Origin of the sequence: Rhizobium sp. YAF28, assembly GCF_052113285.1 — a bacterium.
GTDB lineage: Bacteria > Pseudomonadota > Alphaproteobacteria > Rhizobiales > Rhizobiaceae > Rhizobium.
In genome coordinates this window covers 162,931-189,127 of record NZ_JBFRCX010000006.1, presented here as the reverse complement: position 1 = coordinate 189,127, position 26,197 = coordinate 162,931, and the positions used below count along the sequence as shown (strand labels likewise).

Annotated in this window: 28 protein-coding genes and 5 tRNA genes; 20 read left to right on the top strand and 13 right to left on the bottom strand. The window is 57.3% G+C overall.

What is annotated here, in order from left to right; translation table 11 throughout:
* Positions 1-92 precede the first annotated feature (92 nt).
* The 3 genes from AB4Z13_RS15500 (at position 93) to recJ (ending at position 4,938) form a co-directional block, all read left to right on the top strand.
* The gene (locus AB4Z13_RS15500; protein ID WP_007825161.1) at positions 93-1,310 is read left to right on the top strand and encodes an LL-diaminopimelate aminotransferase; all 1,218 of its coding nucleotides are present in this window, start codon (positions 93-95) and stop codon (positions 1,308-1,310) included.
* Positions 1,311-1,374: 64 nt separating this feature from the next.
* Positions 1,375-2,700 (top strand): homoserine dehydrogenase, encoded by a 1,326-nt coding sequence (locus AB4Z13_RS15495; protein WP_007825159.1) that lies wholly within the window; start codon positions 1,375-1,377, stop codon positions 2,698-2,700.
* A gap of 435 nt (positions 2,701-3,135) precedes the next feature.
* On the top strand, positions 3,136-4,938 hold the full coding sequence (recJ, locus tag AB4Z13_RS15490) for a single-stranded-DNA-specific exonuclease RecJ (RefSeq protein WP_310383255.1): 1,803 nt from the start codon (positions 3,136-3,138) through the stop codon (positions 4,936-4,938).
* Positions 4,939-4,967: 29 nt separating this feature from the next.
* Here the strand turns inward: recJ and AB4Z13_RS15485 are convergent, their stop codons facing one another.
* The 4 genes from AB4Z13_RS15485 to AB4Z13_RS15470 form a co-directional block, all read right to left on the bottom strand.
* On the bottom strand, positions 4,968-6,137 hold the full coding sequence (locus tag AB4Z13_RS15485) for a TMEM43 family protein (protein WP_439014859.1): 1,170 nt from the start codon (positions 6,135-6,137) through the stop codon (positions 4,968-4,970).
* 305 nt (positions 6,138-6,442) lie between these two features.
* Positions 6,443-6,517, bottom strand: a tRNA-Glu gene (locus tag AB4Z13_RS15480).
* 668 nt (positions 6,518-7,185) lie between these two features.
* Entirely contained in the window at positions 7,186-7,404 is a 219-nt protein-coding gene (locus tag AB4Z13_RS15475; RefSeq protein ID WP_442206266.1) for a hypothetical protein, read from the bottom strand.
* 138 nt (positions 7,405-7,542) lie between these two features.
* Positions 7,543-8,112 carry a hypothetical protein gene (locus AB4Z13_RS15470; RefSeq protein WP_310383261.1) on the bottom strand — a complete coding sequence of 190 codons (570 nt, stop codon included), beginning with the start codon at positions 8,110-8,112 and terminating at the stop codon, positions 7,543-7,545.
* Positions 8,113-8,244: 132 nt separating this feature from the next.
* Here AB4Z13_RS15470 and AB4Z13_RS15465 point away from each other — a divergent pair, with 132 nt between their 5' ends.
* The 10 genes from AB4Z13_RS15465 (at position 8,245) to AB4Z13_RS15420 (ending at position 15,591) form a co-directional block, all read left to right on the top strand.
* Positions 8,245-8,397 (top strand): ribbon-helix-helix protein, CopG family, encoded by a 153-nt coding sequence (locus tag AB4Z13_RS15465; protein WP_310383263.1) that lies wholly within the window; start codon positions 8,245-8,247, stop codon positions 8,395-8,397.
* Entirely contained in the window at positions 8,394-8,618 is a 225-nt protein-coding gene (locus tag AB4Z13_RS15460; RefSeq protein WP_310383265.1) for a hypothetical protein, read from the top strand. The genes AB4Z13_RS15465 and AB4Z13_RS15460 overlap by 4 nt, the downstream gene beginning before the upstream one ends.
* A complete protein-coding gene (locus AB4Z13_RS15455; RefSeq protein ID WP_442206265.1) occupies positions 8,615-9,061 on the top strand; it encodes a hypothetical protein in 447 nt (148 codons plus the stop codon). The genes AB4Z13_RS15460 and AB4Z13_RS15455 overlap by 4 nt, the downstream gene beginning before the upstream one ends.
* A 255-nt stretch (positions 9,062-9,316) precedes the next feature.
* Positions 9,317-9,484 carry a hypothetical protein gene (locus tag AB4Z13_RS15450; RefSeq protein ID WP_442206264.1) on the top strand — a complete coding sequence of 56 codons (168 nt, stop codon included), beginning with the start codon at positions 9,317-9,319 and terminating at the stop codon, positions 9,482-9,484.
* A 341-nt stretch (positions 9,485-9,825) separates the two neighbouring features.
* Positions 9,826-10,281, top strand: coding sequence for a hypothetical protein (locus AB4Z13_RS15445; protein ID WP_442206263.1), 456 nt, complete (start codon positions 9,826-9,828; stop codon positions 10,279-10,281).
* Positions 10,278-10,733, top strand: a complete 456-nt coding sequence (locus AB4Z13_RS15440; protein ID WP_442206262.1) for a hypothetical protein — start codon at positions 10,278-10,280, stop codon at positions 10,731-10,733. The genes AB4Z13_RS15445 and AB4Z13_RS15440 overlap by 4 nt, the downstream gene beginning before the upstream one ends.
* An 85-nt stretch (positions 10,734-10,818) precedes the next feature.
* On the top strand, positions 10,819-11,820 hold the full coding sequence (locus tag AB4Z13_RS15435; RefSeq protein ID WP_442206261.1) for a phage protease: 1,002 nt from the start codon (positions 10,819-10,821) through the stop codon (positions 11,818-11,820).
* A 26-nt stretch (positions 11,821-11,846) separates the two neighbouring features.
* Positions 11,847-12,734, top strand: a complete 888-nt coding sequence (locus tag AB4Z13_RS15430) for a Mu-like prophage major head subunit gpT family protein (protein WP_442206260.1) — start codon at positions 11,847-11,849, stop codon at positions 12,732-12,734.
* 227 nt (positions 12,735-12,961) lie between these two features.
* Complete coding sequence (locus AB4Z13_RS15425; protein WP_442206259.1) at positions 12,962-14,530, top strand: DUF3696 domain-containing protein; 1,569 nt, start codon at positions 12,962-12,964, stop codon at positions 14,528-14,530.
* Positions 14,531-14,532: 2 nt separating this feature from the next.
* Complete coding sequence (locus AB4Z13_RS15420) at positions 14,533-15,591, top strand: hypothetical protein (RefSeq protein WP_442206258.1); 1,059 nt, start codon at positions 14,533-14,535, stop codon at positions 15,589-15,591.
* 134 nt (positions 15,592-15,725) lie between these two features.
* On the opposite strand, the gene AB4Z13_RS15415 is transcribed toward AB4Z13_RS15420, so the two are convergent.
* The 4 genes from AB4Z13_RS15415 to gloA all read right to left on the bottom strand — a co-directional run bounded on the left by AB4Z13_RS15415 (position 15,726) and on the right by gloA (position 17,778).
* A tRNA-Glu gene (locus AB4Z13_RS15415) sits at positions 15,726-15,800 on the bottom strand.
* 74 nt (positions 15,801-15,874) lie between these two features.
* Positions 15,875-15,949: transfer RNA gene (locus AB4Z13_RS15410), tRNA-Glu, on the bottom strand.
* Positions 15,950-16,143: 194 nt separating this feature from the next.
* A complete protein-coding gene (locus AB4Z13_RS15405) occupies positions 16,144-17,241 on the bottom strand; it encodes a YcbK family protein (RefSeq protein ID WP_439014860.1) in 1,098 nt (365 codons plus the stop codon).
* A 96-nt stretch (positions 17,242-17,337) separates the two neighbouring features.
* Positions 17,338-17,778: a lactoylglutathione lyase gene (gene gloA, locus AB4Z13_RS15400; protein WP_112545722.1), complete on the bottom strand. Its 441-nt coding sequence runs from the start codon at positions 17,776-17,778 to the stop codon at positions 17,338-17,340.
* Positions 17,779-17,972: 194 nt separating this feature from the next.
* Here gloA and AB4Z13_RS15395 point away from each other — a divergent pair, with 194 nt between their 5' ends.
* The 5 genes from AB4Z13_RS15395 to AB4Z13_RS15375 all read left to right on the top strand — a co-directional run bounded on the left by AB4Z13_RS15395 (position 17,973) and on the right by AB4Z13_RS15375 (position 20,257).
* Positions 17,973-18,551, top strand: a complete 579-nt coding sequence (locus AB4Z13_RS15395) for a cold-shock protein (protein ID WP_007827433.1) — start codon at positions 17,973-17,975, stop codon at positions 18,549-18,551.
* On the top strand, positions 18,551-19,039 hold the full coding sequence (locus tag AB4Z13_RS15390) for a DUF192 domain-containing protein (RefSeq protein WP_439014861.1): 489 nt from the start codon (positions 18,551-18,553) through the stop codon (positions 19,037-19,039). The genes AB4Z13_RS15395 and AB4Z13_RS15390 overlap by 1 nt, the downstream gene beginning before the upstream one ends.
* Before the next feature lie 83 nt (positions 19,040-19,122).
* Positions 19,123-19,199: transfer RNA gene (locus AB4Z13_RS15385), tRNA-Pro, on the top strand.
* A gap of 618 nt (positions 19,200-19,817) precedes the next feature.
* Positions 19,818-20,123, top strand: a complete 306-nt coding sequence (locus tag AB4Z13_RS15380) for an ETC complex I subunit (protein ID WP_310383286.1) — start codon at positions 19,818-19,820, stop codon at positions 20,121-20,123.
* A 57-nt stretch (positions 20,124-20,180) separates the two neighbouring features.
* Positions 20,181-20,257: transfer RNA gene (locus AB4Z13_RS15375), tRNA-Arg, on the top strand.
* A 148-nt stretch (positions 20,258-20,405) separates the two neighbouring features.
* On the opposite strand, the gene AB4Z13_RS15370 is transcribed toward AB4Z13_RS15375, so the two are convergent.
* Complete coding sequence (locus AB4Z13_RS15370) at positions 20,406-20,930, bottom strand: DUF992 domain-containing protein (RefSeq protein ID WP_439014862.1); 525 nt, start codon at positions 20,928-20,930, stop codon at positions 20,406-20,408.
* 188 nt (positions 20,931-21,118) lie between these two features.
* Between AB4Z13_RS15370 and AB4Z13_RS15365 the strand changes: the two genes are divergently transcribed.
* Both AB4Z13_RS15365 and AB4Z13_RS15360 read left to right on the top strand, forming a co-directional pair.
* Positions 21,119-21,292, top strand: a complete 174-nt coding sequence (locus tag AB4Z13_RS15365) for a hypothetical protein (RefSeq protein ID WP_439014863.1) — start codon at positions 21,119-21,121, stop codon at positions 21,290-21,292.
* A gap of 191 nt (positions 21,293-21,483) precedes the next feature.
* The gene (locus AB4Z13_RS15360; protein WP_439014864.1) at positions 21,484-21,822 is read left to right on the top strand and encodes a hypothetical protein; all 339 of its coding nucleotides are present in this window, start codon (positions 21,484-21,486) and stop codon (positions 21,820-21,822) included.
* Positions 21,823-21,881: 59 nt separating this feature from the next.
* Here the strand turns inward: AB4Z13_RS15360 and AB4Z13_RS15355 are convergent, their stop codons facing one another.
* From AB4Z13_RS15355 to AB4Z13_RS15340, 4 genes are all read right to left on the bottom strand, one after another.
* Positions 21,882-22,655 (bottom strand): amino acid ABC transporter ATP-binding protein, encoded by a 774-nt coding sequence (locus tag AB4Z13_RS15355; RefSeq protein WP_007827421.1) that lies wholly within the window; start codon positions 22,653-22,655, stop codon positions 21,882-21,884.
* A gap of 15 nt (positions 22,656-22,670) precedes the next feature.
* Positions 22,671-23,816 carry an amino acid ABC transporter permease gene (locus AB4Z13_RS15350; RefSeq protein WP_113322781.1) on the bottom strand — a complete coding sequence of 382 codons (1,146 nt, stop codon included), beginning with the start codon at positions 23,814-23,816 and terminating at the stop codon, positions 22,671-22,673.
* A 1-nt stretch (position 23,817) separates the two neighbouring features.
* On the bottom strand, positions 23,818-25,020 hold the full coding sequence (locus AB4Z13_RS15345; RefSeq protein WP_113322783.1) for an amino acid ABC transporter permease: 1,203 nt from the start codon (positions 25,018-25,020) through the stop codon (positions 23,818-23,820).
* A gap of 102 nt (positions 25,021-25,122) precedes the next feature.
* Entirely contained in the window at positions 25,123-26,148 is a 1,026-nt protein-coding gene (locus AB4Z13_RS15340) for an amino acid ABC transporter substrate-binding protein (protein ID WP_113322785.1), read from the bottom strand.
* Positions 26,149-26,197 lie beyond the last annotated feature (49 nt).

The following is a 26,197-nucleotide window of genomic DNA, read 5'->3' as shown; positions in this document are numbered from 1 at the left end:
GCGCTGCGAGTCTGAAGCTCGTATCGCAGATGCCGGGAGACGGAACGAGCTTCGACAGCGGTCAGGTTGGCCGCATTTCCATGGGGAAAGAGATGGAAGAGTTTCACAAAGTCCGGCGTTTGCCGCCTTACGTTTTCGAACAGGTCAACCGTTTGAAAGCGAGCGCGCGAGCGGGCGGGGCCGATATCATCGATCTCGGCATGGGAAACCCTGATCTTCCGACCCCTCAGGCGATCGTCGACAAGCTCTGCGAGGTCGTTCAGGACCCGCGCACCCATCGTTATTCGTCCTCCAAGGGCATTCCCGGTCTGCGGCGCGCGCAGGCTGCCTATTATGCGCGCCGATTCGGCGTGAAGCTCAATCCGGATACGCAGGTGGTCGCTACCCTTGGCTCCAAGGAAGGCTTCGCCAACATGGCGCAGGCCATCACCGCACCGGGCGACGTCATCCTCTGCCCGAACCCGACCTATCCGATCCATGCCTTCGGCTTCCTGATGGCTGGCGGTGTGATCCGCTCCATGTCGGTCGAGCCGGACGAGAGCTTCTTCCCGCCGCTGGAACGCGCCGTTCGCCACTCGATCCCGAAGCCGCTGGCGCTGATCCTGAATTACCCGTCGAACCCGACGGCCTTCGTGGCGACCCTCGACTTCTACAAGGACGTCATCGCCTTCGCCAAGAAGCATGACATCATCGTGCTGTCGGACCTTGCCTATTCGGAAATCTATTTCGATGGCGAGCCGCCACCGTCGGTTCTGCAGGTGCCGGGCGCAATGGATGTGACGGTTGAATTCACCTCCATGTCCAAGACCTTTTCCATGCCCGGCTGGCGCATGGGCTTTGCGGTCGGCAACGAGCGGCTGATCGCAGCACTGACGCGTGTGAAGTCCTACCTCGATTACGGTGCCTTCACGCCGATCCAGGTTGCCGCAACCCATGCCCTGAATGGCGACGGTTCCGACATTGCGGAAGTCCGCAACGTCTACAAGCGCCGCCGCGATGTCATGGTCGAGAGCTTCGGCAAGGCCGGCTTCGAAGTGCCGCCGCCCGCTGCCACCATGTTCGCCTGGGCGAAGATCCCGGAAAAGTTCCGTCATCTCGGCTCGCTGGAATTCTCGAAGCTTCTGGTCGAGAAGGCCGACGTCGCCGTTGCCCCGGGTATCGGTTTCGGCGAACAGGGTGACGATTACGTTCGTCTGGCGCTTGTCGAGAACGAACACCGCATCCGCCAGGCTGCGCGCAACATCAAGAAGTTCATGTCGACGGCGGACGAGACGATGCACAACGTTATCTCGCTCAACGCCCACCGTTAATTCCAACCTCGAAGACAGCCGCAGATTTGCGGCTGTCTCTCACTAGACATTTCAGGATCGATCCATGGCAGATGCCCTCAAAATCGGCATTGCGGGCTTGGGCACCGTTGGCGCCTCGCTTGTTCGCATCATCAGGCAGAAAAGCAATGAACTTGCAGTCACCTGCGGACGCCCGATTACGATTACGGCAGTTTCGGCGCGTGATCGTTCGAAGGACCGTGGCATCGATCTGACTGGCATCACCTGGTACGAGCGTCCGGAAGAACTGGCCGAAAAGGCCGATATCGACGTGTTCGTCGAGCTGATCGGCGGCGCTGAAGGGGCTGCAAACGTAGCTGTTCGCGCCGCTCTTTCCCGCGGTCTCCATGTGGTGACCGCCAACAAGGCGCTGCTTGCCTATCACGGCGTCGAGCTTGCGACGATCGCCGAAGAAAAGGGCTCGCTCCTGAACTTCGAAGCGGCCGTTGCCGGCGGCATCCCTGTTATCAAGGCGCTGCGTGAATCGCTGACGGGCAACACGATCTCGCGCGTCTACGGCATCATGAACGGCACCTGCAACTACATCCTCACCAAGATGGAGAAGGAAGGCCTGTCCTTTGCCGATTGCCTGAAGGAAGCTCAGCGCCTCGGTTATGCCGAAGCCGATCCGGCTTTCGACATCGAAGGCAATGACACCGCCCACAAGCTTTCGATCCTGACGACGCTTGCCTTTGGCAACAGGATCGCCGCCGACGATATCTATCTCGAAGGCATCACCAATATCTCGATCGACGATATCCACGCCGCCGCCGACCTTGGCTACCGCATCAAGCTGCTCGGCGTCGCCCAACGCACGGATACCGGCATCGAACAGCGCGTGCATCCGACCATGGTGCCGGTCGATTCCGTCATCGCCCAGGTCGATGGCGTTACCAATGCGGTCGCAATCGAATCCGATATCCTCGGCGAATTGCTGATGGTCGGCCCCGGCGCCGGCGGCAACGCCACGGCCTCTTCGGTGCTCGGCGATATCGCCGACATCGCCAAGAGCCAGCCGGGCGCCCAGCGCGTTCCCGTTCTCGGCCATCCTGCCAAGTCGCTTGAGACTTACCGCAAGGCGCAGATCCAGAGCCATGAGGGCGGCTATTTCATCCGCCTGACCGTTCTCGACCGCACCGGCGTTTTTGCCAGCGTCGCCACGCGCATGGCGGAAAACCAAATTTCGCTGGAATCGATCGTCCAGCGTTCCAAGCAGCATCTGGCGCCCTCGCACCACCAGACGATCATCCTCGTCACCCATGCGACCATGGAGGATTCGGTGCGCAAGGCGGTCGCTGCAATCAAGGAAGAAGGCTACCTCGTCGGAGAACCACAGGTCATCCGCATCGAGCGTCCCAAGGAAGAATCCTGACGCTTTGTTCCAATTTGGAACGGTTCAACCCGTCCGAGGTCGCTCGGACGGGTTTTCTGTTATTAATCAAAGCATTTCGCCGAATTTATATTAACAGATATGTAGATATAGATATAATCAACCTGGGAGCCGTTGGAGTCGCGGGTTGAGGAATATCGAGCATACGCATGATCATGTTCGGACGGAGATCGAAAACCCTCAGGCGGGCTTGCAGAAATCTGACCCTACGGCGCCTGGAGCTGCCTTCGAGCGCGAGGCGCCGCGAGGGCGGAATTGGGCCACGCTCCTGATCCTGCTTTCGATCCTCTTCGTCCAGCTGCTTGTTATCGGCTTGGTTATCTGGGCAATTTTCTGGTAATCCACAGGCTTGAAATCACCGCTTTGCTATCTGCCCTGCATCTGTAAAAAGGGCAGATGATGAAAGCGGAGTTTGGCATGGCAGATCAGGTCGATCCGGTACCGCGTGCCTTCCTGGGCGTCGAAAAATCGGTTCTCGACAATCGCTGGGTTTCACGCCTCGATCAGGCGGGGCAGAACCGCGCGCTCGCCATGTCGCAGATGCACGGCCTGCCGGATCTGATCGCACGTGTGCTTGCCGGCCGCGGCGTGACGGTGGATGAGGCAGTCGAATTCCTCGATCCCACCATCCGCAGCCTCATGCCAGACCCCTACAAGCTGACGGACTGCGAGAAGGCCGCCAAGCGCCTTGCCGCTGCGATCCGTGACGGCGAGCCCGTCGCGATCTTCGGTGACTACGATGTCGATGGTGCAGCCTCCTCCGCGCTCATGTATCGCTTCCTGACCCATTTCGGCGTCAAGGCGCATATCTATATTCCCGATCGCATCTTCGAAGGTTACGGGCCTAACCCGACGGCCATCAATCAGTTGATCGACAACGGCGCTAGCCTCATCGTCACGGTCGATTGCGGCTCCACCAGTCATGAGGCGCTGGCGGCTGCCGCGGACCGCAACATCGATGTCGTCGTCATCGATCACCACCAGGTGACACACGAGCTGCCGCCTTGCCACTCCCTCGTCAACCCAAACCGCGAAGACGATCTTTCCGGGCTAGGGCATCTTTGTGCGGCCGGTGTCGTCTTCATGGTGCTGGTTGCAACGCTGCGCCTGCTGCGCGAGGCTGGAGACAAGCGCATTCTCGCGATCGATCTCCTGCAGTGGCTGGATATAGTGGCGCTCGCGACCGTCTGCGATGTCGTGCCCCTCAAGGGCCTCAACCGCGCCTATGTGGTCAAGGGGTTGGTCGCGGCGCGCCACCAGAGCAATGCCGGTCTTGCGGCACTATTCCGCAAGGCGGGCCTGGCAGGTCCTGTTACGCCCTATCATTTCGGCTTCCTGATCGGCCCGCGCATCAATGCCGGCGGGCGAATCGGTGATGCTGCGCTGGGAAGCCGCCTGCTGACGCTGGACGATGCCGTAGAAGCCGAAGCCATCGCTCAGCGGCTGGACGAGCTCAACCGCGAGCGGCAAGCCATGGAAGCGATCATGCTGCAGGAGGCCGAGGCCGAAGCGCTGGCCGAGTATGGAGACGGCGAGGGGGCTTCCGTTATCGTCACCGCGCATGAGAAATGGCACCCCGGTATTGTCGGCCTCATTGCCGCGCGCCTGAAGGAGAGGTTCAAGCGACCCGCCTTCGCCATCGCCTTCGATCCCTCAGGCAGGGGCACCGGTTCGGGGCGTTCGATCAACGGCTTCGACATGGGCAGGATGGTGCGTGCAGCGGTCGACGAGGGACTGCTTGTGAAAGGCGGTGGTCACGCCATGGCTGCCGGCTTGACCGTCGAGCGCGGCAAGCTTGGCCTGCTGAGAGCCTTCTTCATCGAGAAAGCACAGAAGACGGTATCGGCTCTTGTTGCCAATGAAACGCTGAAGATCGATGGTGCTATCGCTGCAAGCGGCGCAACGATCGAGCTTATCGACCGTCTGGAAACGGCGGGGCCTTATGGCTCGGGACATTCCCAGCCAGTCTTTGCCATACCGGCGCATCGTGTGCGTGATTCCCGCCTGGTCGGCGAGCGGCATGTGAAGGTGACGCTGGAAGCCATGGACGGTGCGCGCCTCGACGGCATAGCCTTCAGGGCTGCCGAGACCCCGCTCGGCAACCTGCTTCTCAACTCTCGCGGCGCCAACCTGCATGTCGCAGGCTCGCTCGGTGCCGAACACTATCAGGGCTCGCGCAGAATCCAGCTGCGTATCAGCGACGGCGCACCGGCCAAGTGACTGGCTGAAGGGCTAGGCTTGGAAAGAGATCAGGCCGGCTGCGGCTGAGAAAGCGGTGCTTTTCTGCGAAGGCGAGTGACGATCACGGCAAGCAATATGCCGCCCGCAATGATTCCGACGGACAACAGCGGCCTGTAGGCGAACCAGCCTATGGCGATGACAACAGGGCCGACGAGCAGTGTCAACACGCAGGCCACGATGCTCGTGCCGAAGCCGATGACCGAGCCGAGAAACGGAATCAGGTCGGCGAGGATGGGCAGGAGCGCAAACATCAGCTTGAAACTGACGAACAAGCCGATGAGGCCGCAGGCGCGCACAAGCCAGGTGATAATGCTGTTTTCGCTCTCTGCCGTTTTGAACATCTGGCCGGCATCCACATGGCCATCAGCGGTAAGGAAAATATCGCGGTGGTTGGTCGTCTCGTAGGGAACGAGCGCGCTGTGACTCTGCTTGCCGACGATGCTTGCCGTTTCCACGTCGATTCTCTGGTAGGTGATCCTGAGATCGCCGACGTCGGGCAGGTTTTCGTTCAGACCGATATAGGCACCCTCGGAATTGCGCTTTGCCGGCCGGCTGGCGCCAACCTGCACCGCTATGCGCTGCACGTCGCTGTCGGTGAGCGCGAGTCGCGAATAGTCGCCGATCCCCGCCACATCCTTGCCTGGTACCGAGAAGGCGCCGACATGCGCCGTTTTTGCCGTGAAGGTGGCGCCGTCAGGCATGCTGGTTGGATTTTGATGATCATCAGATTGCTTGAAGCGGCTCGAATCGACGATGTCCGAGCGCCATTCCTTGGTGTAGGAATAGGTCGTCGTCGTTTCTTCGCCGCCACCCAATGTCTTTTTGGTCTGGCTCTCGCTCTTTTCCACCCACTGATACATCGCGACGCTACGGGAAAGGCCGACGGCCCGATCGGCGATGACGCCGAATTGGCTATCCTGCGGGATCTGATCGGATTTCACCGCGCCACTGATATGGACCAACTTGCCTTCATTGGCCGAATCGATAGCCGCACCATCGACCGAAATCACCTGTGACGCGCCTTCGGACAGAGCGCGATAGGTCTGGATCGCACGTCCTTCGTTCCATATCAGCAGCCAGATACATCCGATAAGCAGAACAAGGCCGACCAATGCGCCGATCAGCGCGCTTTTGATGCGCTCAAACCACGAGGTATAGGTCGTTTCCGTATGGCTCATATCCGAAAATCCCTTGTCGCTCAGGAGTATGTTGGAGTGCCGTGTCAGCAGAAATGCCTTGATGATCTTAGACGCCGCCCGCTAATCCCCGGTAAATACCGAAAACCATTTTTGGGCTGATCATATCGTTGAAAAGAATGAGTTTTCCGAAGATTGCGGAGCGAGTTCACGAGCCGAGCTTCGTTCTGCAGACGGCAGCGTATGATGCGTGATGTCATTGCATTTGCCCCATCAACTCGCGCGACAAGCACAGTTGGATCCGCGAACGGAACTCTATGAAAAGACAGGGAAATGATGAAGGAGAGTGGCACGCCCTAGGGGAGTCGAACCCCTCTTTACAGAATGAAAATCTGTCGTCCTAACCGATAGACGAAGGGCGCGTGCTCTGTGGTGGCGCCCTTATAGTCAGCACCTTTCTGCGCCGCAAGCGGCAAAATGAGAATTTTTCGCCGGATTATGCAGATTTTTTCTGGGCTTGTGGAAAAGTGGAAAGCGGACGGGAATGATTGTCTTCGCCAGACCTTGTCGCTGCGTGAATTGTTGGCCTGCAGCGGTGGGTCACCATATGACAGGACTGTTGTCTGTCACCAATAATCGGAATTTATGGGATTAGCCGATATTTGCCGGTAACCTGCGGTTAATGATCTGAAAACAAGAGGCTTTCTGACCGAAAACGACGTTCGGCGAGACATAACTTTTTGACACGTGGTGGAATGGAATTAACCAGTTTCGCGCTCGAACGTATGCGCGAGGTGGTTTCCTTCAACAGGCGCTCGAAAAAGCTTCGAAGTTCGTTCGAAGATCCTTCAAACCCCTGCAGACCGGGCTTTTCGAGCCTTCACGAAACTTGGGGAAACGGCAATGTGTCTAAGACTGCGCGGCCAAAAACCAAAAAAGATTTCCACATTCGTATGAAAATCTCCGGTCAGCGACTTCTCTTTGGCCCCGCTAGCGGCGGAATTGCATTATAAATCAAGCCGATAGAGATTCCCACATACAGCGCAAAAAGAAGCCGAGGCGCGCTTTTCAAGGGCGAAAGATTCCCACATCAAGCAAGGCCATGATCGGCCAGAACAAGCGCGCATTCGGGGATGGTTGGCGGCTTCGTTCCGCGTGGCAAATGATCGGGCAAAAGGCGAAACGCAGCGGCGTAGTCGCCGGCCGCGCGGCCCTTGAGAAGTCGCCAGTAGTAGAGTAGCCACACAGGCGTGACATTCGAATAAGCGAGAAGATCACGCATCTCTCGGGCGGTGGGACGCGGGTACAAATTTCACCTCCATCGGGCTTGTCGATGCGATGAAACGTGCGGCAATCCTGGCGGGCTGTCAGCGCCGAAACGACGGCGGAATGTAGACAAGAAAAAGGGCGCGGATGAAGCCGCGCCCCTGCTATGTGGTTCGAGTTTTCAGCCGGCTTTCCGGCTGTCTCGATCTCTCCCTTCCAGCCGACCGATTATGCGTTCGACGGTAGAACGCTTGATGTTCATCGCCTGGGCGATATCGGCGGACGAGATGCCAGCGGCGATGTTGTCGGCAATGATCCGGTCGCGCAGCGAACCATCTTCGTTCGCCTCAATCGGCTGCGCTGCGAGCTTCGCGGCGTCGGCGCGGATTTTCATTTCGATCCACGGCAAGAGGCTACCGGCTTCGAAAGGGTCGCGCGAGCCTTCCAGCTTGCGAATGACCATGTGAAAATATTGCGACGTGGGATTGGCGTTTCCGGGTTCTGGCACGGAAAGGCGATGATCGGCATAGACATCATCGACGATCTTGCCGATGCGCTGGAATAAGTCGGGCCATATGGTGACTTTTCCAGATGGCGCGGCGGTTTCCGGCTTGGTGCCAGCGAGCCGCGCCGTGATCATGCGGTCAACCAGAGCGAAAGCCATGGTAGCTGTGAGATTGAGAAGGGCGGTCAACTCCTCTGGCTGACCTTCGGACGCGGGTATGCTATTGCTGGCTACAGCTTCGGGCATGGGGTCAACTCCTTTGCCTGCGGTTAGGCCCGTGCCAGTGCTCGAACACTGGCGCGGGCTGTTGCTTTGTGTGCAACTGTGTGTATCATAAACACAAGTCGAATTGTATTGCAACTACACACAACGGCACACATGGCAAAAACAGCAGCGCTATCCATCCGCATTGACGAGGAAGTCAAGAAAGCACTTGAGAAAGCGGCTGAGCAGGAAGAGCGCTCGATCGCCTCATACGTCGAGCGGCTGCTAAAGTCGCATCTGAAGGAAAAAGGCTACTTGCCGAAATGAACAGCAAAGGCAAACAGCCCACGAAAAAGAGCCATCAGACGGTCACCGCGCGCACTGAGGCGGCTATGGCCGCGATCATGCAACTCCGGCAGGAGCTCGCCACCGAAACGCAGATCGGCAAGGCGGATAGTGCCTACATGACTGTTCGAGGCATAATTTACGACCTCTTGGACGGCGCCTATTCAGACGGCTATTCAACTGGAGAGGACAGCGCGCCGTGAGGCGGTTGAACCAGCGCACTGCAAAACGCGAGGAGCGTCATCGAAAGTTGCTGAAGGCAACGCGGTCGCGCCGAAACGGGCGCAACCTCTACGACTGCGAGGACAGGGGCCTTTTGTTGGCGCAGTGCGCTTATGAGGCGGTGAGCGCTGTCTTCTCCTGGCTGTCAATCAGCGAGATCCGCAAGCCGCCCCGCGCTTACAAGGACGCGCAGCTCGCGCGGCAACTTGCCGTTCGAATCATGGCCGTTGATTTGAATGTGGCTCGCCGTAAGGTGACGCGAATGCAGGGGAGGCAGCGTCGCTCAATCCATCTCGCGGTCCAGGCGGTAGAAAAACGGATGGCGAACCCAGTTTTCTTCGAGGCCTATGTGCGGATGGCAGCGACCGCAAAGGCGTTTTATGCGGAGCGGACCGACAGGCATGGTGCAAAGTTTGCACTATGAGAATGGTGCAAAGTTTGCACGATTTCGAAATGGTGCCAGCTTGGCACTATTTTCAAAGGTGCAGGTTGCATCGTTGAAAATAGGGCAAACTTTGCCCAATTTCTTCTCGGTCAGGAAATTGGGTCAAGTTGGCCCAATTAATTGCGACAGCTTGGCGGAATTCCGCTGCCACTCGGAAATGGGATCAAGTTGATCCATTTTCGGAAAGTTTGCGGAATTGCGCAAAGCTTGCGCTATTAGTGAGGAGAGGGGCGAGTGAGCTCGAAGAAAACCGACATCAGCGATGACGAGGCGGAGCCGATCACTGACGAGCGTTCGAGATATTTGAAGCTCCTGGATTTGTGGCAGGAACTCGACGACGATCACAAACGCCGCTTTATCTCGCTGATCCAAGAAGCGGCGGACGAAGTAAAACCGCATTGAGCAAAGCGACAAGTTGTCGTTTTGAGCAAAGGCTCAGTTTGATCCTTTGCTATCAATTGCTCAAAGCGAAATGTTTTCGCTTAGCCCCCACAGCTGCGGTTCTAGCCGGAATCCCAGCCCGCGCTAAAATCTTCTGGCGCGTGACACGGTGAAAATCTCGCGGCCGTAGGACCGTTTCGGCGGTGCCATTATGCGGGGTTCCAGCGAGGCCCCGCCGCGCTTCTCAAGGTGAAGCCGAACCCTCTCAAATCATTGCGTTTTCAGCCCACAAAACCCCGAAAAAGTCAATTCTCGCATAGCCGGGACTACCCGCCGACGGTGTGGGATTTATCAATGTCCACATGACCAAAATTACGTGGACAGACAGGGACGGCAAAGAACGCACCTATCGCCCCTCCGAGGAGATAGGACGCTATATCCGTGCGCTTGGAATCGACAACGCAGCAGAGTTTTTCCTGAAGTACGGAGGCGGTCCATTTTACGTTTCTAGGGGAACACCCAGCAATGCGGTCTACAAGATGTTCGGTCCCGAGACGGCGTCGAACATGTTCAGAGAATTTGGAAACGGGCAGGTCGGACGGGTGCCTCTGGCCAATGAATTTCTCATTCCGCTCTACGCTTCGCGCGGATTGAGCATCGTCGAAATAGGTCGCCGGCTACGGGTAGCCGACGAAACGGTGCGTCACCATCTGTGGTCGAAAGAGAAGAAGTTCGACCGCAGACTTAAAGTCGCTCGGCGTATGAAAGAGTACGGAACGTGGTTTATCGAAGCCGCGGACGGGGAGAGAGCGGCATGACGAACCGTCCCGCTATAGATGAGACCAAAGTGACAATTCGGTGGGATATTGATGGCATAGCCCATGAGGCCGAAGTCCCAGAAATGGTTTCTCCCTTCTTCGATGTTCTCGGGGTTGAACTGGCGGTGAGCCTTCTTCTTGAATGGGGCGGTACGCCGCTTTATCTGCCGCGCCCTGACAGCATTTTGCGGCAAGGTGGAGATCTTGTCGACCTCGTCGGAGCGGATAAGGCTCGGCAGCTAGGCGGTGCAATCGGAGCCGGGCACATAAAAATCCCCATTTGCCGCGAATTCTTGTGCCGCTACTTCCATAGTAAAGGCTTTTCGAAGCTAAAAATCGCTCGAAAACTTAAGGTGTCGGACGAGACGGTTCGCCGAATATTGAACGGGCGCCGAACAAGTGAACTGCGGCGCTTGTATGCGCACAGGCGGGGAAAGGCGGCCGCTGCGTGAGCCCGTGCTTTATCCGTTGGAAATTTGAAGCCGTTTTGAAGCCCGCTGGACGCGTCTGGCATGAAATCCGATCCGTGGGGCCAGTATGACCGCGGACGCTTCTCACGCGCCAATTTTGGCACTCATGACCGAAGACGCAGGCGAGCGCACGAAGTGGGTGCATTTGATCCCTGCCGGAACGTTTTCCGGCGTCGACGGGCGAGGGCCTTACCGGCTGGACGATCCCGTGGCCGTTATGCTGGCAAGCCGGCAGAAAACCGGTAAGCGCAAAATCGTCATCGACTACGAGCACCAGTCGTTCAACAGCAAAACGAACGGACAGCCAGCGCCAGCAGCCGGTTGGATCGTAGGGCTCGAAGTGCGCGAAGACGGCATCTGGGGCTTGGTCGAATGGACCGACAAGGCCGCCGCCCACATCGACAAAAAGGAATACCGGTACATCTCGCCGGTCTTCACCCACACCAAGGACGGCGTTGTCCTGGCACTGCAAAACGCGGCCCTCACCAACTCCCCGAACCTCGATCAACTCACGGCGCTCAATCGCGCGGAGACTTCCATGGATCCCGAAAACCTCAACGCTAAGCTCAGCGCGGCTGCCAAGCTGCTCGGGCTGCCGGAAACCGCCAGTCAGCCCGACATCCTCGCTAAGTTCGGGGAGCTTGCTACTGTCGCAAGCGATCTTGCCGGACTGACTGGCGACCCCGCGTTCTCGATCAACGCTGCCAATCCCGATCCGGCGAAATTCGTGCCGATTGGCGATTTCGAGCGTGTCGTTGCTGAAGGCAACAAGCTGCGCCAGGGCATCAGCCAGAAGGCGGCGGAAGAGCATGTCGCGGCCCATGTGCGCGGCGGTCTGCTCGCGCCCTTCCTCAAGGATTGGGCAGTCTCGATGTGTACCGTCAACAAACCGCAATACGACGCCTTCGTGGAACGCGTCGGGCCGCACCTCTCGCACATCACGACGTCATCGCACGCGAGCGCCACGCCACCGGGCGAGCGTACAAACACACGCCTCTCGGATGATGAGCTGGCGATCTGCACGAACATGGGCATTTCGCCCGAAGACTTCACCAATGCGCGGGCCTGAGAGCGCGCCAATCCCAGAGCTTCAAAATGCTTATCAATCGCGGCAATCTCGATAATCTTTTCACCGGCTACAAGGCCGCTTTCGCCAAGGGCTTCCAGTCCGCGCCAACAGCGTGGGACAAAGTGGCGATGAAGGTCCCATCGACCACGAAACAGGAAACCTATGCGTGGCTCGGGCAGTTCCCGAAGATGCGCGAGTGGATCGGAGACCGCGTCATCAAAGGGCTTGCCGCCAACGGGATGACGATCGCCAACAAGGACTTCGAAAGTACGGTTTCCGTCAGTCGCAACGATGTCGAAGATGACACTTACGGCATCTTCTCGCCGTTGATGGAAGAAATGGGCAAGTCGTCGGCGGAGCTGCCTGACGAACTGACGTTCTCGCTTCTGACAAAGGGTTTTACGGAGAAGTGTTACGATGGCCAGTATTTCTTCGACACCGATCATCCGGTGGGGGAGGAGAACCCAGTTTCCGTCGCGAATACCGATGGCGGCACCGGACCGGCTTGGTTCCTGCTGGACACGAGCCGGGCGTTCAAGCCGCTCATTTATCAGGAGCGCCGCAAGCCTGATTTCGTGTCGAAGGATGATGCGCGCGACGACAACGTGTTTTTCCGCAAGGAATACATCTACGGCGTCGACAGTCGGGGCGCGGCGGGCTTTGGCCTGTGGCAGCTTGCTTTTGGATCGAAGCAGACGCTCGATGAGGCGCACTACCAAGCCGCGCGCACCGCACTTCAGACCCAGAAGGGAGACAGCGGACGCCCGCTCGGCGTGAAGCCGACGCTTCTGGTTGTTTCACCGGCTCTGGAAGGAACTGCGATACGACTGATCAAAACGCCGCTCCTCGAAAACGGTCAGTCCAACCCGTGGTTCAATTCCGTTGAAGTGCTTGTGACGCAGTGGGTTCAGTGATTCTTAAGGGCGGGGTTGAGGGGAATAGACCCGCCCACTTTACTTCCAGCCGAGAAGCCGAGTCGTTCGGCTAGTTAGCCCATCAAATAATGGAGAATGGTCCATCTGAGTCCTATTAACTGCTATGACGAAAAATTTAACGCATCCACAGGTAACGAATAATATGGCGCTAGAAACAATTATCATTTCGACCTATGGTCGCGTTGTTCTATGGGGCCTTGCAACTGATGTTTCGTTTCGGTTTAGAGAATATGCGGCGTTTGCGGCACGTGCCGCCGATCGAAATTAGACCAATCACTTTACTTGTAGGCAAAAACAGCAGTGGCAAAAGCACGTTCCTTCGAACGTTTCCGCTACTGCGGCAGTCATTGATGACGCGAACTAGCTCTCCAATCTTGTGGTATGGGGACTTAGTTGACTTCGGCGATTTTCACTCTGTTATTTCTGACGGGCGCGCCAAGACAATATCCCTGTCGTTTGGTGTGGACGGCTACATTTCCGGCCGAGGGTTTTCGCCGCAAGAGCGCTTCCAGCCGCGACGGCGGGTACGACATCCGGTGGATGTGAAACTCACCATGGCTGAGGAAGAGGGAAAGGTTTCGCTCAACCACCTGTCTTTCACGTATGACAAGGGCGAAAGCCGGTTTGACGTGCATCTCGACGCCGAAGGCGATCTAACTAAGTTACAGTTCAACGAAACGGATGTGAGTTCCGTACTCTCTGAGGCAGTCGTGAATTTCAAGCCCGGCTCTTTCCTGCCGGAGATGTCGATACGTCTCGCCGGCAATGATAAAGACGGCTACTATTTCGACGAAACGATCCTATTTCGAACGAATTTTAGGAACCTCGTAGCACCGCATGTCAACAAGCGTATGGGTGAACACCAACTGGAAATGTTCGCTTACATTTTCTTGGAATTGAGCGACCTATCAGATGCTTCTTTGCAAGATCTAGCGTCTAAGATGAACGCAAAGGGCCTAAAGCGTATCATTGAAGACATACGCGGAAAGGACACCTTTCGACTAAGGCAGCGGCTGTTTCAGCTTCACCATGTGTATAGGTTCATCAGGATTGTTCCAGCAGTATTTACTGAATTGAGAGCAATCCTCTCAACGACACTTTATATCGGCCCAATGCGCGCGAGGAGCGAGCGCTACTACAGATATCAGGATCTTGCGGTCTCTGAGATCGACCCTGATGGCAAAAACTTTCCAATGTTCTTGAACTCACTCAACGATGAGTTACGCGAAGATTTTTCGACGTGGGTTGCAGACCGCTTCGGATACGGCGTCGAAGTCGAACAGCGCTCCGGGCACATCAGCATCAATCTCAAAGTCGGAAACTACACGACGAACATCGTGGACAATGGGTATGGCATCTCCCAGATCCTGCCGGTCCTGGGGCAAATCTGGTGGGCATCAACGGGCGTAGGTGGAAGAACGTCACAGACGCGGAGAGGACAGGGGTCGATTCTTGTAATTGAGCAACCGGAACTTCATCTGCACCCTGCACACCAGGCGCTCATCGCCGACGCAATTGTGGCTGAGCGAGGTAACAAGGGTGGTGGTGCCCCCAGCCCAGTGCAGTTCATTATCGAAACCCACAGCGAGGCTCTCGTTAACAGGCTTGGGGAGTTGGTTGCCCTTGGGCAGATAGAGCCTGAAGATGTCCAGATCCTAATTTTTGAAGGCGAGGACGATCCAACCGAACGCCTCACCAACGTGCGACTTGCCCATTTCGACGACGAAGGCACGTTGACTAACTGGCCTTACGGCTTCTTTGAGCCCAGCGTTTAACGATGATTTTCGATCTTCTAGCTACTGCGCATGACTTCGCCTCGGCAGATCAAGGCAAACTCACTGATCTAGTTTGCGAACTACTGAGAGCCCATCGGCGAGGATATCATCTTCTAATCATCCCGAGGGCGGAGTGTGACTGGCTGGCCGACAATTTGGACTTAAATAGCAAGGAACGCGCAACGCTCTCGCGAATTCGCCACGACTTCACCCAAGCAGGCGGGCTTAGAAATAAGGCGTTGGTCAGAGTCTCAATTGAGATCGCGCATAAAAGTGGTCCGGTCTCTGATGGAAACCGGATCGTTGTTGGACTATTGGACGCGGCAACCTTCGATCTTACTGAACGTGCACAGTTGATTGTCGAAGACTCTCAGTACGATGGAAAGCTTTATCAAGCCATCCTTGATGCGGTTAAGAACAACGTGCAAGCGCCAGCAGTGGGTTTCGAAATTCGAAACGGGGGAGGCCAAAGCGCCTATCAGGTCTGGAAGCAGCAGATAGACGCGAAGCGTCTCACCTGTTTACTCGTGGATTCCGACCGCGACCATTACGATCAAGACGAGAAGAGCGAAGTTAGAAGGGCTCGTGCAGATGCTGAGCGCGAGCAATGGCCTTTCGCGTGGGCGCTTTGCCTTCCTTGTCGTGAAATCGAGAATCTCGTGCCGCTCTCGGTTCTTGAACAACTCCCTTTCGCTTTAGATAAGGCCGCACAGCTTCACGCATTGCGACGGATCGAGGAAACTGAGATTGCCGGAGGTGTACCCGCGGACCAGAGGTTTAGTCATTACTACGACATGAAAAACGGGTTGGGCGATAGACCTCTCGAGGAGAGGCTTCCAGAAAACGTCGTGTTGTGGTGGGAAGGAAAAATCGGTCATGGCGGCAATAGACCGTGCTACACGGGCTTTGGTGGCCATATCATAAGACATCTTTTAGAGCATTCATCTGGCCTGCAGGGGTTCCTGCGACACGTGAAAAGCGAATCGTGGTGGAATATCTTCGGAGAACTATTCGCCGTCGTGCTCTGGGTCGGCTTCGCTCCTCGCCGGAACGCAACTTGAGCGCAGCCAATTGGAGAGCCGAAGAGGCCGCGTAGGCAAATCGGAATTCCGGAACTTGCTGTCAAAATTCCGATTTCTCTCGTCCGGCTACAAGGACAAATTTAGTTCTTCGTGAAATTTCGGTCGGTGGCTTTTGGTACGCCCTAGGGGAGTCGAACCCCTCTTTACAGAATGAGAATCTGTCGTCCTAACCGATAGACGAAGGGCGCAGGCTTTCAGCTCAAATAGGAAAGCGCAATGCGTTCCGCAAGCGGTAAGTATAATGTCGAATTGGAAGAAGAAGTGGCACGCCCTAGGGGAGTCGAACCCCTCTTTACAGAATGAAAATCTGTCGTCCTAACCGATAGACGAAGGGCGCGTGCTGTGGTGGCGCCCTTATAGTCAGGCACTTCCGATCCCGCAAGCGGCAAATTCGAAATTTTTCAAAAAAATGACAAGCCGTTTCCGCTTGTGGAAAATGAAGATTATTGCAGCTGAATCAAAGAGCTGCAGTGGCGGCTGGAAATCGGGGTCCGGCCGCTTTCCCTACGTCACTCTTTCAGAGGGGGAAGGTCAGATCGCCCTTGCCGAAGCGATCGGCGCGCTCTTGCGGCCGCAGCCCCAGTTCCAGTCTCGGGCATTGCCGGTGTCCAGATGGACCGAATCCGTGTGGCAATAGGTGCCGACACCGCCGCGGTTCGGGAGCGAGCGGATATATTGGGCGATATCCCATTTGCTGATGCCGTCGATCTGGATATCGGCGGCCTCGCAGCTCTTGTGCATCGACTCCTCGGCGCCGCCGACTTCACGATTGTGCTGCGGATCGCGATAGCCCGATGTAATAACGACGGGCTTGCCGAAATGAGTCTCGACCGTCTTGATGACCCGCATGAGATCGGGCTTGAAGCAGCCGACCTGGACGCTGTCGTTCTGCACATGCAGGCCGTTCGGCGCCACACGCGTCATGCCGGGCAGCGATGCCTTCTGCAGCAGCCCGGAAAGGCTGCTGAGCAGGTTCTGCTTCGGCGCGCTGTAGAGCGCATTCATCGTCGATCCCGGAATGCTTCCGCCGGCAAGCGAAGCCGTCTGATCAGGCGCAAGCTTCGTGCTGGTATTCTGTGACGACTGCTGCGGCAGCATCTCGCCTTGCTGTGGCTCGGGCGGCGCGCTGAACACGCTCGATCTTGGGCCAGCGTTCTCAGGTGCGTAGGCGTTCACGCCCTGCCGCTGGATGACCGTCGAGGTCGAATTGTTCTGCGGCAGCGGCTGATGATCGGAAAAGATGCTCATCGCCTGCGCATTGATTCGCGTCGACTGCATGACGAGACCGCCGATATTGGCCGGCTGCTGCTGTTGCATAGACGGATCGACGGGCGGCGCGGCCGTTGCCGCATTCGGATCTTGCACTGCTGCCTGCGGATTGACACCGGAGACATTGGTCAGCATCGGATCGCGATAGAGCTGTTTCGACGCGGGGGACGATGCGGCGGGCATTGCTGCTGCAAGCCTCGGCGCCGGCTGTCCCCCCACAGCCGGTGTGGCGACGGCGGCCGAATCAAGCGCCTTCTTGTCGGAGACGCAGCCGGAAAGCGCCAGGATAGAGCTGGCGATCAGCAAAGCACCGACAGCCTGCCGGCTCGGAGGGGCAATCCGCTTGTTGTTTCTGGGCAACCGAGAAATCTCCGGTGAATGCGGAAGGCGCCCGAAAGCGCGCTTCCGTTACGATAGAACCGGAGAATGCCTCGTGAAGCTTGCCTGCAGCTTGGCTTACCAGGCGCCGGTATTGCCCATGGACAGCCAGGGTTCGGCCGGGGCCAGTTTTTCGCCCTTCTGCAGGATCTCTATCGAGATGCCGTCGGGCGAGCGTACGAAGGCCATGTTACCATCACGCGGGGGGCGGTTAATCGTAATACCATTGTCCATCAATTTCTGGCAGATCGCGTAGATGTCATCCACCTCATAGGCGAGGTGACCGAAATTGCGTCCTCCGGTATAATCTTCCGTGTCCCAGTTATAAGTGAGCTCCAGGCAGGGAGCTTTTTCGCTGCGGGCACGGTCGAGATCATCGCGAGCGGCCAGGAAAACGAGCGTGAAGCGGCCCTTCTCGTTCTCATGGCGGCGGATTTCCTCGAGTCCGAAGAGTGTGGTGTAAAAATGGAGGGAAGCGTCGAGGTCTTTGACGCGAACCATGGTGTGGAGATAACGCATTGTGTTTCCTCTCTCTATTTAGGCTAGCCCATCTGGAGTAACAGACGCCAGTTTCGGGCAAGTCATCGCTATAAAATGTACAGTTGGGAATAACCGAAAACTAGGACTTGCGCTTATCCGTTACCAAGATGTTAATCTTGATTTCAAGAATCAGTTAACCGTAACAGTGTGACGCGTATTGAGGGGCTGGCGACATGGCTGACAGGATTTCATCGAATGGCTTTACCGACCTTGAGGAGTTGTCGGGGGAACCGGTTGACCTCGTTGAAATCACCGGCGTGGTGAAATGGTTCGACGTGGCCAAGGGCTTTGGCTTCATCGTTCCCGACAATGGCATGCAGGATGTGCTGCTGCACGTAACCTGCCTCCGACGCGACGGCTACCAGACCATTCTTGAGGGCACCCGAATCGTCGCGCTTATCCAGCGTCGCGAGCGTGGCTTCCAGGCCTTCAAGATCCTCTCCATGGATCAATCGACTGCGATCCATCCCTCGCAGATGCCTCCGGTTCGCACCCATGTGCAGGTCACGGCAACCAGTGGCCTCGAGCGCGCCCTGGTCAAGTGGTTCAACCGCACCAAGGGTTTCGGCTTCCTGACGCGCGGTGAGGGCACGGAAGACATATTCGTTCACATGGAAACGCTCCGCCGCTTCGGCCTCACCGAACTGCGCCCCGGCCAGGTGGTGCTGGTGCGCTTCGGCGACGGCGAGAAGGGCCTGATGGCTGCCGAGATCCATCCTGACGTTCCGAGCCCGGTTGGCCGGTCTCACTGATGCGCAGCCTTTTCTCCGTTGAGATGATGAGAAGCGCCTCCATGGCGCTTTTTTTCATGGTCGCCCTGCCGGCATTTGCACAGCAGGACATGCACTTCGATAGAGAACCGCTGATCATCCAGACGGCTGCGGGCAAAATGCTGCACTTCACCGTAGAGATCGCTGCCACCGGCGACCAACGCGCCTACGGCCTGATGTTCCGCAAGACGATGGCCGAGAACGTCGGCATGATCTTTGATTTCGGCGTATCGCGGCGTGTCACCATGTGGATGGAAAATACCGTCCTGCCGCTCGACATGCTCTTTGCGGACGACAGGGGCGTGATCACCCATATCAAGGAAGACGCCACGCCCTATTCCCGCGACATCATCGATTCGATGGGTGAGGTCCGATATGTGGTCGAGATAAACGCCGGCATCGCCCGCAAGCTCAATATCCGCCCCGGCGATCGTATCGTCAGCGCCACGACAACGAAAAAGGCGAAGTAAGCCTGTGAAATCTGCCGGCCTAGGTGGATTTATGGGGTTGCTAGGACAGGGGGAAGCGTGTATTCCCGCTGCCAACAACGGCTCGGAGTGTAGCGCAGTCTGGTAGCGCATCTGGTTTGGGACCAGAGGGTCGGGAGTTCGAATCTCTCCACTCCGACCATGTTTTTCCCTATATCCCTAGTGATTTGAGATTGGCGCCACAATTTGTTGCGTTGCCGTCACAAGGCGGATTTTGGCATCGGGAACATGCGACAATATCATTCACGTCGCTAAAGCACGCCTGTCTATGCGTGCCGTGATTCAGCCCTGAGCAAGCAGGCCGACATATTGGGCATAACTGATCGCCGCGTAAAAAAACGCAGTGATGCTGGCTCCAATCATGATGGCGTGGAATTCTGCAGAGGTTCTCATAGTTCTCACCCGTGTCACAACGGTTGGTAGGCACCCTAGTCGCCTATGCCGGCCATAACAATTAGAAAGCGATCAAAACATGCAACAATCCGAAACATTTCGGATTGTGTAACAGGATTGCCCGCTTATCCACACCCGGCTGCAAAGAGGGCTGCGCCTTGGGCGCTCCGTATTAGAAACGCACGGAGCGGCAATCGGTTTCGCTCACCTGTCCATGCTGTGATAACGGCGCTTTTCCCTTGAAAAGACGAGGATTCGCGGATAATCAAAATTCACTTCTTGCTGCCATACTGGGATATGCAAGCGAGCCTGATCAGGGTTGATTTATGAAAGGCGGGCGCCGCCCGCATATCGGAGGCACTGCAGCATGTCTGCTAAGATCTATCGTCCGGCCAAGACCGCAATGCAGTCCGGTAAGGCAAAGACCCATCTCTGGGTGCTGGAATTCGATCAGGAGCAGCCGCGCAAGATCGATCCGATCATGGGCTACACCTCGTCAGGCGACATGCGCCAGCAGGTCAAGCTGACCTTCGAAACGCAGGAACTCGCAGAAGCCTATGCCAAGCGCAGCGGCATCGAATACCGCGTGATTGCTCCGAAGGATCCCATCCGTCAGGTCGTCGCTTATCCGGATAATTTCCGCTATACCCGCACCCAGCCCTGGACGCATTGATCCGTACGCGGTTCAAGACAAATATGCCGCATGTCGCGGGATCGCGACATGCGAGACGGCCCCTTAGCTCAACTGGATAGAGCAGCTGCCTTCTAAGCAGCAGGTCGCAGGTTCGAGTCCTGCAGGGGTCGCCACTTTTTCAGAATTTTCTAGATATCGCGACATGACTATGAACTCTGTTCGTGGCCAAGGGCAGCATTAGAATCGGTAACAACAACAAGCCGGCGGCGCATCGGATATGACGACGCGCCGCCGGCCTTTGTTTTATTGGCTCTTGCTGCCTTAACCCTCGGGCGACAGCGTCATGGACGTGCCTGTCGCGGCAACATTGAGGCCAAGCTGGCCCGTGACGCTGATCGTCTGAAGATGGATCGAACCGGAAGTGCCGCCAAAGAGGACGTTGGTGCCGAGGCCGCCGACAAGCGTGGCTTCAGCGGTCGCACCCTGGTAGAGGCCGGCCAGCGAGCCGCGGTGATAGCCGGCTGTCGGCGCGAAGACGGCCCAAAGCAGACGACCACGCGTGGTGAAGCCGAGATCCACGCCGAACTTGCGCAAAGCACCGCTGTAATGTTCAGGCGATTCGCCACGGCTCGTCGGCTGGAAGACACAATCGATCTGCTTGGAAGAACCAAGCACATAGCCGACACCACCGCCGATATCGCAATCGAGATAGCCGATCTTCACGCCCCCGCTTACATCGGGAGCCACCGGCGGCTCCGTCCGTACCAGGTCCGCCGCACTGGCGCTCATGGCAAAAGCCTGGAGCAACGAGGCTGCGGCGATTGTGGTCGCGAGTATCTTTTTCATTTTCGTCTCCTTTGGATATCGCAGGAAGGATATAACGTCGGCTTTGTCATAACCAAGGCAGGAAAGTCTTTGCGGTCATTTTGGTTCCGACAGTCATCTGTGCCAAGCTGCCGCACCCATCTTTTATGGAACTCTATCGGCCTGCATCGGTTGTCCAGATATCCATTTTTCAAACAATGGAGATCAGAATGAGCAAGACCAATGCAGACGAAATCCGCAAGAAAACAGAGCGGCAGGTAGAGAACACCAGTGCCGGAGGACATCTTGGCGGGACTTATTTCGGCCAGCAGCCCGATGGCAAGACGGCCTCTTCCAGCAGTTCCGAGGCACGAAAGTCACGGCCGAACGACGGCCGCAACTGACGTGAGGACGATTGCAACGGGCATTTGCGACTGGCCCGAGAGGTCAGTCGCCTCATCCAAAGGTGGTATTTGTCCCAAGTTGAAACGCACGAATCTAGTAAATTTTAGGGTATTTTAACCATGATTTTCTCTCGGCAGCTTCCCTGAAACATTTGGAACCTGACCGCGTTTAATTCGCACGGGCTAATCCAATGAGCGTCGCCCTTGGCAATTCGGGCAGCGGCATAAACGTCAATGCCAGCATCGGCGGTGGTGATGGAACAGGCCCTGCGCTTTTCGGGCCGAATGGCTTGAATCTCGGCCTTGGTCTCGGAGCCGCTAGCACAGGTGGAGGCGCGAGTTCCGGCGACGGTACCGGGGTAGGGTCCGGCAGCCTCACGCCGACAGTGGTGCTCCAGCGCTTCCGGGAAATGTCTGTCAATGACCAGAAGAAGATGCTTGTTCGCTGTCGGGATATATCCGTTTCCAGCGGGTATGATTCTGGCCTCGCAGGGCTGTTCGGTCTGCTGCGCTCTACGGCTTCCCGTTAGAACGCATGAAAAACCCGCCGGTAATCAGCCGGCGGGTTTTGAATGTTATATCTGCCTGATCAGTGCAGGATCTGGCTGAGGAACAGCTTGGTGCGCTCATGCTGCGGATTATCGAAGAATTCGGCCGGCGAATTCTGCTCGACGATCTGGCCCTGGTCCATGAAGATCACGCGGTTCGCGACCTGGCGGGCAAAGCCCATTTCGTGGGTGACGCAGAGCATGGTCATGCCTTCTTCGGCAAGGCCCACCATCGTATCCAGCACTTCCTTGATCATTTCCGGATCGAGCGCCGAGGTCGGCTCGTCGAACAGCATGATCTTCGGGTTCATGCAGAGCGAACGGGCAATCGCCACACGCTGCTGCTGGCCGCCCGACAACTGGCCTGGATATTTGTTGGCCTGTTCGGGGATCTTGACGCGCTTCAAGAAATGCATGGCCACTTCTTCGGCCTGCTTTTTCGGCATTTTGCGCACCCAGATCGGCGCCAGCGTGCAGTTCTCCAGAATCGTCAGATGCGGGAAAAGGTTGAAATGCTGGAACACCATGCCGACTTCGCGGCGCACTTCGTCGATCTTCTTCAGGTCGTTGGTCAGTTCCGTGCCGTCAACCACGATCCGGCCCTTCTGGTGCTCTTCCAGACGGTTGATGCAGCGGATCATCGTCGACTTGCCTGAACCCGAAGGGCCGGCGATGACGATGCGCTCGCCGCGCATGACCTTGAGGTTGATGTCGCGAAGAACGTGGAAGTCGCCGTACCACTTGTTCATGTTGATGATCTCGACGGCCACATCGGTCGCCGACACGGTCAATTTCTTGGTGAGAGGCTCTGCCATTGCGGGTTCCTATTCTTATCGTTTGTGGCCGGTGTCGAGATGGCGTTCCATGAATGCTGAATAGCGCGACATGCCGAAGCAGAAAAGCCAGAAGGTGAAGCCGGCGAAAATCAGCCCGGACAGCGGCGTCACAGCCGTTGCCCAATTGGCATCGGTGAAGTTGAGGCGAACGATACCAAGCAGGTCGAACATGCTGATGATCGATACCAGTGACGTGTCCTTGAACATCCCGATGAAGGTGTTGACGATGCCGGGGATCACGAGCTTGATCGCTTGCGGCATGATGATCAGCCGCATCTTCTGCCAGTAGCCGAGGCCAAGCGAATCCGCACCCTCGAACTGGCCCTTTGGAATGGCCTGCAGGCCGCCGCGAATGACCTCAGCCATATAGGCGGAGGCAAAGATCGATACACCCACGATCGCTCGCAGCAGTTTGTCCACCGTCCAGCCGGCCGGCAGGAAAAGCGGCAGCACTACGCTTGCCATGAAGAGAACCGTGATCAGCGGCACGCCACGCACGACCTCGATGAAAATGATGCTCACCATGCGGATGACAGGCATATGCGAGCGTCTGCCGAGCGCTAGAAGAATACCGACCGGGAAGGAGACGACGATGCCGACGAAAGAGAGCACCAGCGTCACCATCAGCCCGCCCCAGAGCGGCGTGTCGACGATTTCGAGGCCGAAGCCACCATAAAGCAGGACGAAAGAGACGATCGGCAGCACGACGAAGAGCAGGATCGCATTCAGCCCCTTGCGCGGCACAGATGGGATGAGCATCGGCACGAGCAGGAGTACGAAGAGAATGCCGACCAGTGTCGGCCGCCAGCGCTCGTCGAGTGGATAGCGTCCGTAGATGAATTGGTCGAACTTGGCATTGACGAAGGCCCAGCAGGCACCACTCCAGCCATCCGGCTGAATGCCGCCCTGGACTGTCGTGGCGCAGAAGGTGCGGTCCGGACCTGTCCAGACCGCCTGCACGAACAGCCAGTTAACGGCATGCGGTAGAGCCCAGGCGAGGAAGGTCGCTGCCAGAAGAGTGAGGATGATATCCTTGGGTGTCGCAAGCAGGTTGCGGCGTATCCAGGCTGCCGCACCCTTTTCTCCAGCCGGAGGCGGCTCCGGTGCGAGTATGGTGGTTCTGACGAAACTGTCGCTCATCTTATCTCTCCACCAGCGCCATCTTGGCATTGAACCAGTTCATGAGCAGAGAGGTCACGATGCTGAGGCTGAGGTAGATGACCGCCCAGATCAGGATCACCTCGACGGACTGGCCCGTCTGGTTCAGCGTCGTGCTGCCGACAGCAACGAGATCGGCAAAGCCGATCGCGATCGCCAGCGACGAGTTCTTGGTGAGGTTCAGATACTGGCTGCTCAGCGGCGGGATGATGATGCGGAAAGCCTGCGGAATGACGACCAGCCGGGTGATTGCCGAAGGATGCAGGCCGAGTGCCGCTGCCGCCTCCGTCTGTCCCTTGGGCACGCCGCGGATACCTGAGCGCACGATCTCGGCGATGAAGGCCGCCGTGTAGAAGGAAAGCGCCAGGAAAAGCGACATGAATTCCGGGCCGACCACGGAACCGCCGGTCAGATTGAACTTGCCGGCGACCGGGAAATCAAAAGACAGGGGTGCGCCTGCGAGCAGGAATGCAATGAGCGGCAGGCCGACGATGAGGCCGATCGAAACCCAGATCGTGTGGAACGGCTGACCTGTCGCGGCCTGCCGACGATGCGCCCACCGTGCGGTGATAATAGTGGCGATGATCGCGACAGCGAAGGCAACGCCGACCAGCCAGAAACCGTCGCCGAAGATCGGCTTGGGGAAGGCGAGGCCGCGATTGTTCAGATATGATCCGAGAGGCAGATGCAGCGAGTCACGGGCATTGGGCAGAATCGCCAGAACACCCGAATACCAGAAGAAGATCACCAGCAGCGGCGGGATGTTGCGGAAGACTTCCACATAGACCGTGCAGAGCTTGGCAATCAGCCAGTTCCGCGACAGACGGCCGATACCGACAACGAAGCCGATAATCGTTGCAGTGATGATGCCGGTAACGGCGATCAGGATAGTATTCAGAAGGCCGACGAGCAGCGCACGGCCATAGGTCGAATCACTCGAATACGGGATCAGCGACTGGCCGACTTCGAAGCCGGCGCGTCCGTTCAGAAAGCCGAAACCCGATGCAATGTTGGCGCGCGCCAAATTGACTGCCGTATTGTGAGCAATCGACCAGATCAGCGCGACCAGCAAGACAATGGTAAGGACTTGGAAGAAGATGCCCCGAACTGTCGGGTCATAGAGGGCAGACTGGAAGCTCCAGCCGCTCCTGGGCAAAGATGTTGAATCCGCAACCTGATGCGTCATGCCTGGCCAATTCCCCACGTTATGCGCTCCTTTTCGGAGCTTTTTTATAGGAGGAGGGAAAGGCGGTTATCCGCCTTTCCGGCTTTTCATGCGTAGTGCCGATTAACGAACCGGCGGAGCGTACTGAATGCCGCCCTTGTTCCAGAGAGCGTTGAGGCCGCGCGAGATCTTCAGCGGGCTCCCCTGGCCGATGTTCTTTTCGAAGACTTCGCCATAATTGCCGACGGTCTTGATGATGTTGTAGGCCCAGTCATTGGTCAGGCCGAGATCGGTACCGATCTTCGTGTCGGCTTCAACGCCGAGGAAGCGCTTGATATCCGGGTTCGGCGAATTCTTCATGTCGTCGACATTGGCCTGCGTGATACCGAATTCTTCGGCGTTGATCATCGCGTAGCCGACCCAGCTGACGACATCGAACCACTGGTCGTCACCCTGGCGAACGGCCGGGGCGAGAGGCTCCTTGGAAATGATTTCCGGCAGGATCATGTGCTCGTCCGGGTTCTTCAGCGTCAGACGCAGCGAGTAGAGGCCCGATTGGTCAGTCGTGTAGACGTCGCAACGGCCGGAGTCATAAGCGGCGTTGACCTCATCCAGTTTCTCGAAGACGACCGGATTGTACTGGAGGTTGTTGGCCTTGAAGTAGTCGGCGAGATTGAGCTCGGTGGTGGTGCCGGACTGCACGCAGACGGATGCGCCGGAGAGTTCCAGAGCCGACTTCACGTTCAGGCTCTTGCGAACCATGAAGCCCTGGCCGTCATAGTAGTTGACGAAGCGGAAGTTCAGGCCGAGAGCCGTATCACGGTTGATCGTCCAGGTCGTGTTGCGGGCCAGAACGTCGACTTCGCCGGACTGCAGGGCCGGGAAGCGGTTCGCGGCGCTAAGCGGCGTGAACTTCACTTTGGTCGGATCGCCGAAGACCGCAGCGGAAACCGCGCGGCAGAAGTCGACGTCGAAGCCCGACCAGTTGCCGGACGCATCAGGTGCAGCAAAGCCGGCAAGACCGGTGTTGACGCCGCACTGGACAAAACCTTTTGCCTTTACGTCTCCGAGAGTAGTGGCCGAAGCGGCCGAAGCGCCAAGAGCGAAAACTGCTGCGCCGGCTGCTGCGGACAGGAGCTTGTACTTCATTTTTCCCAACCTTTTTCCGTTGTCTTATCTTTATCTTTTCGGGGAGTGG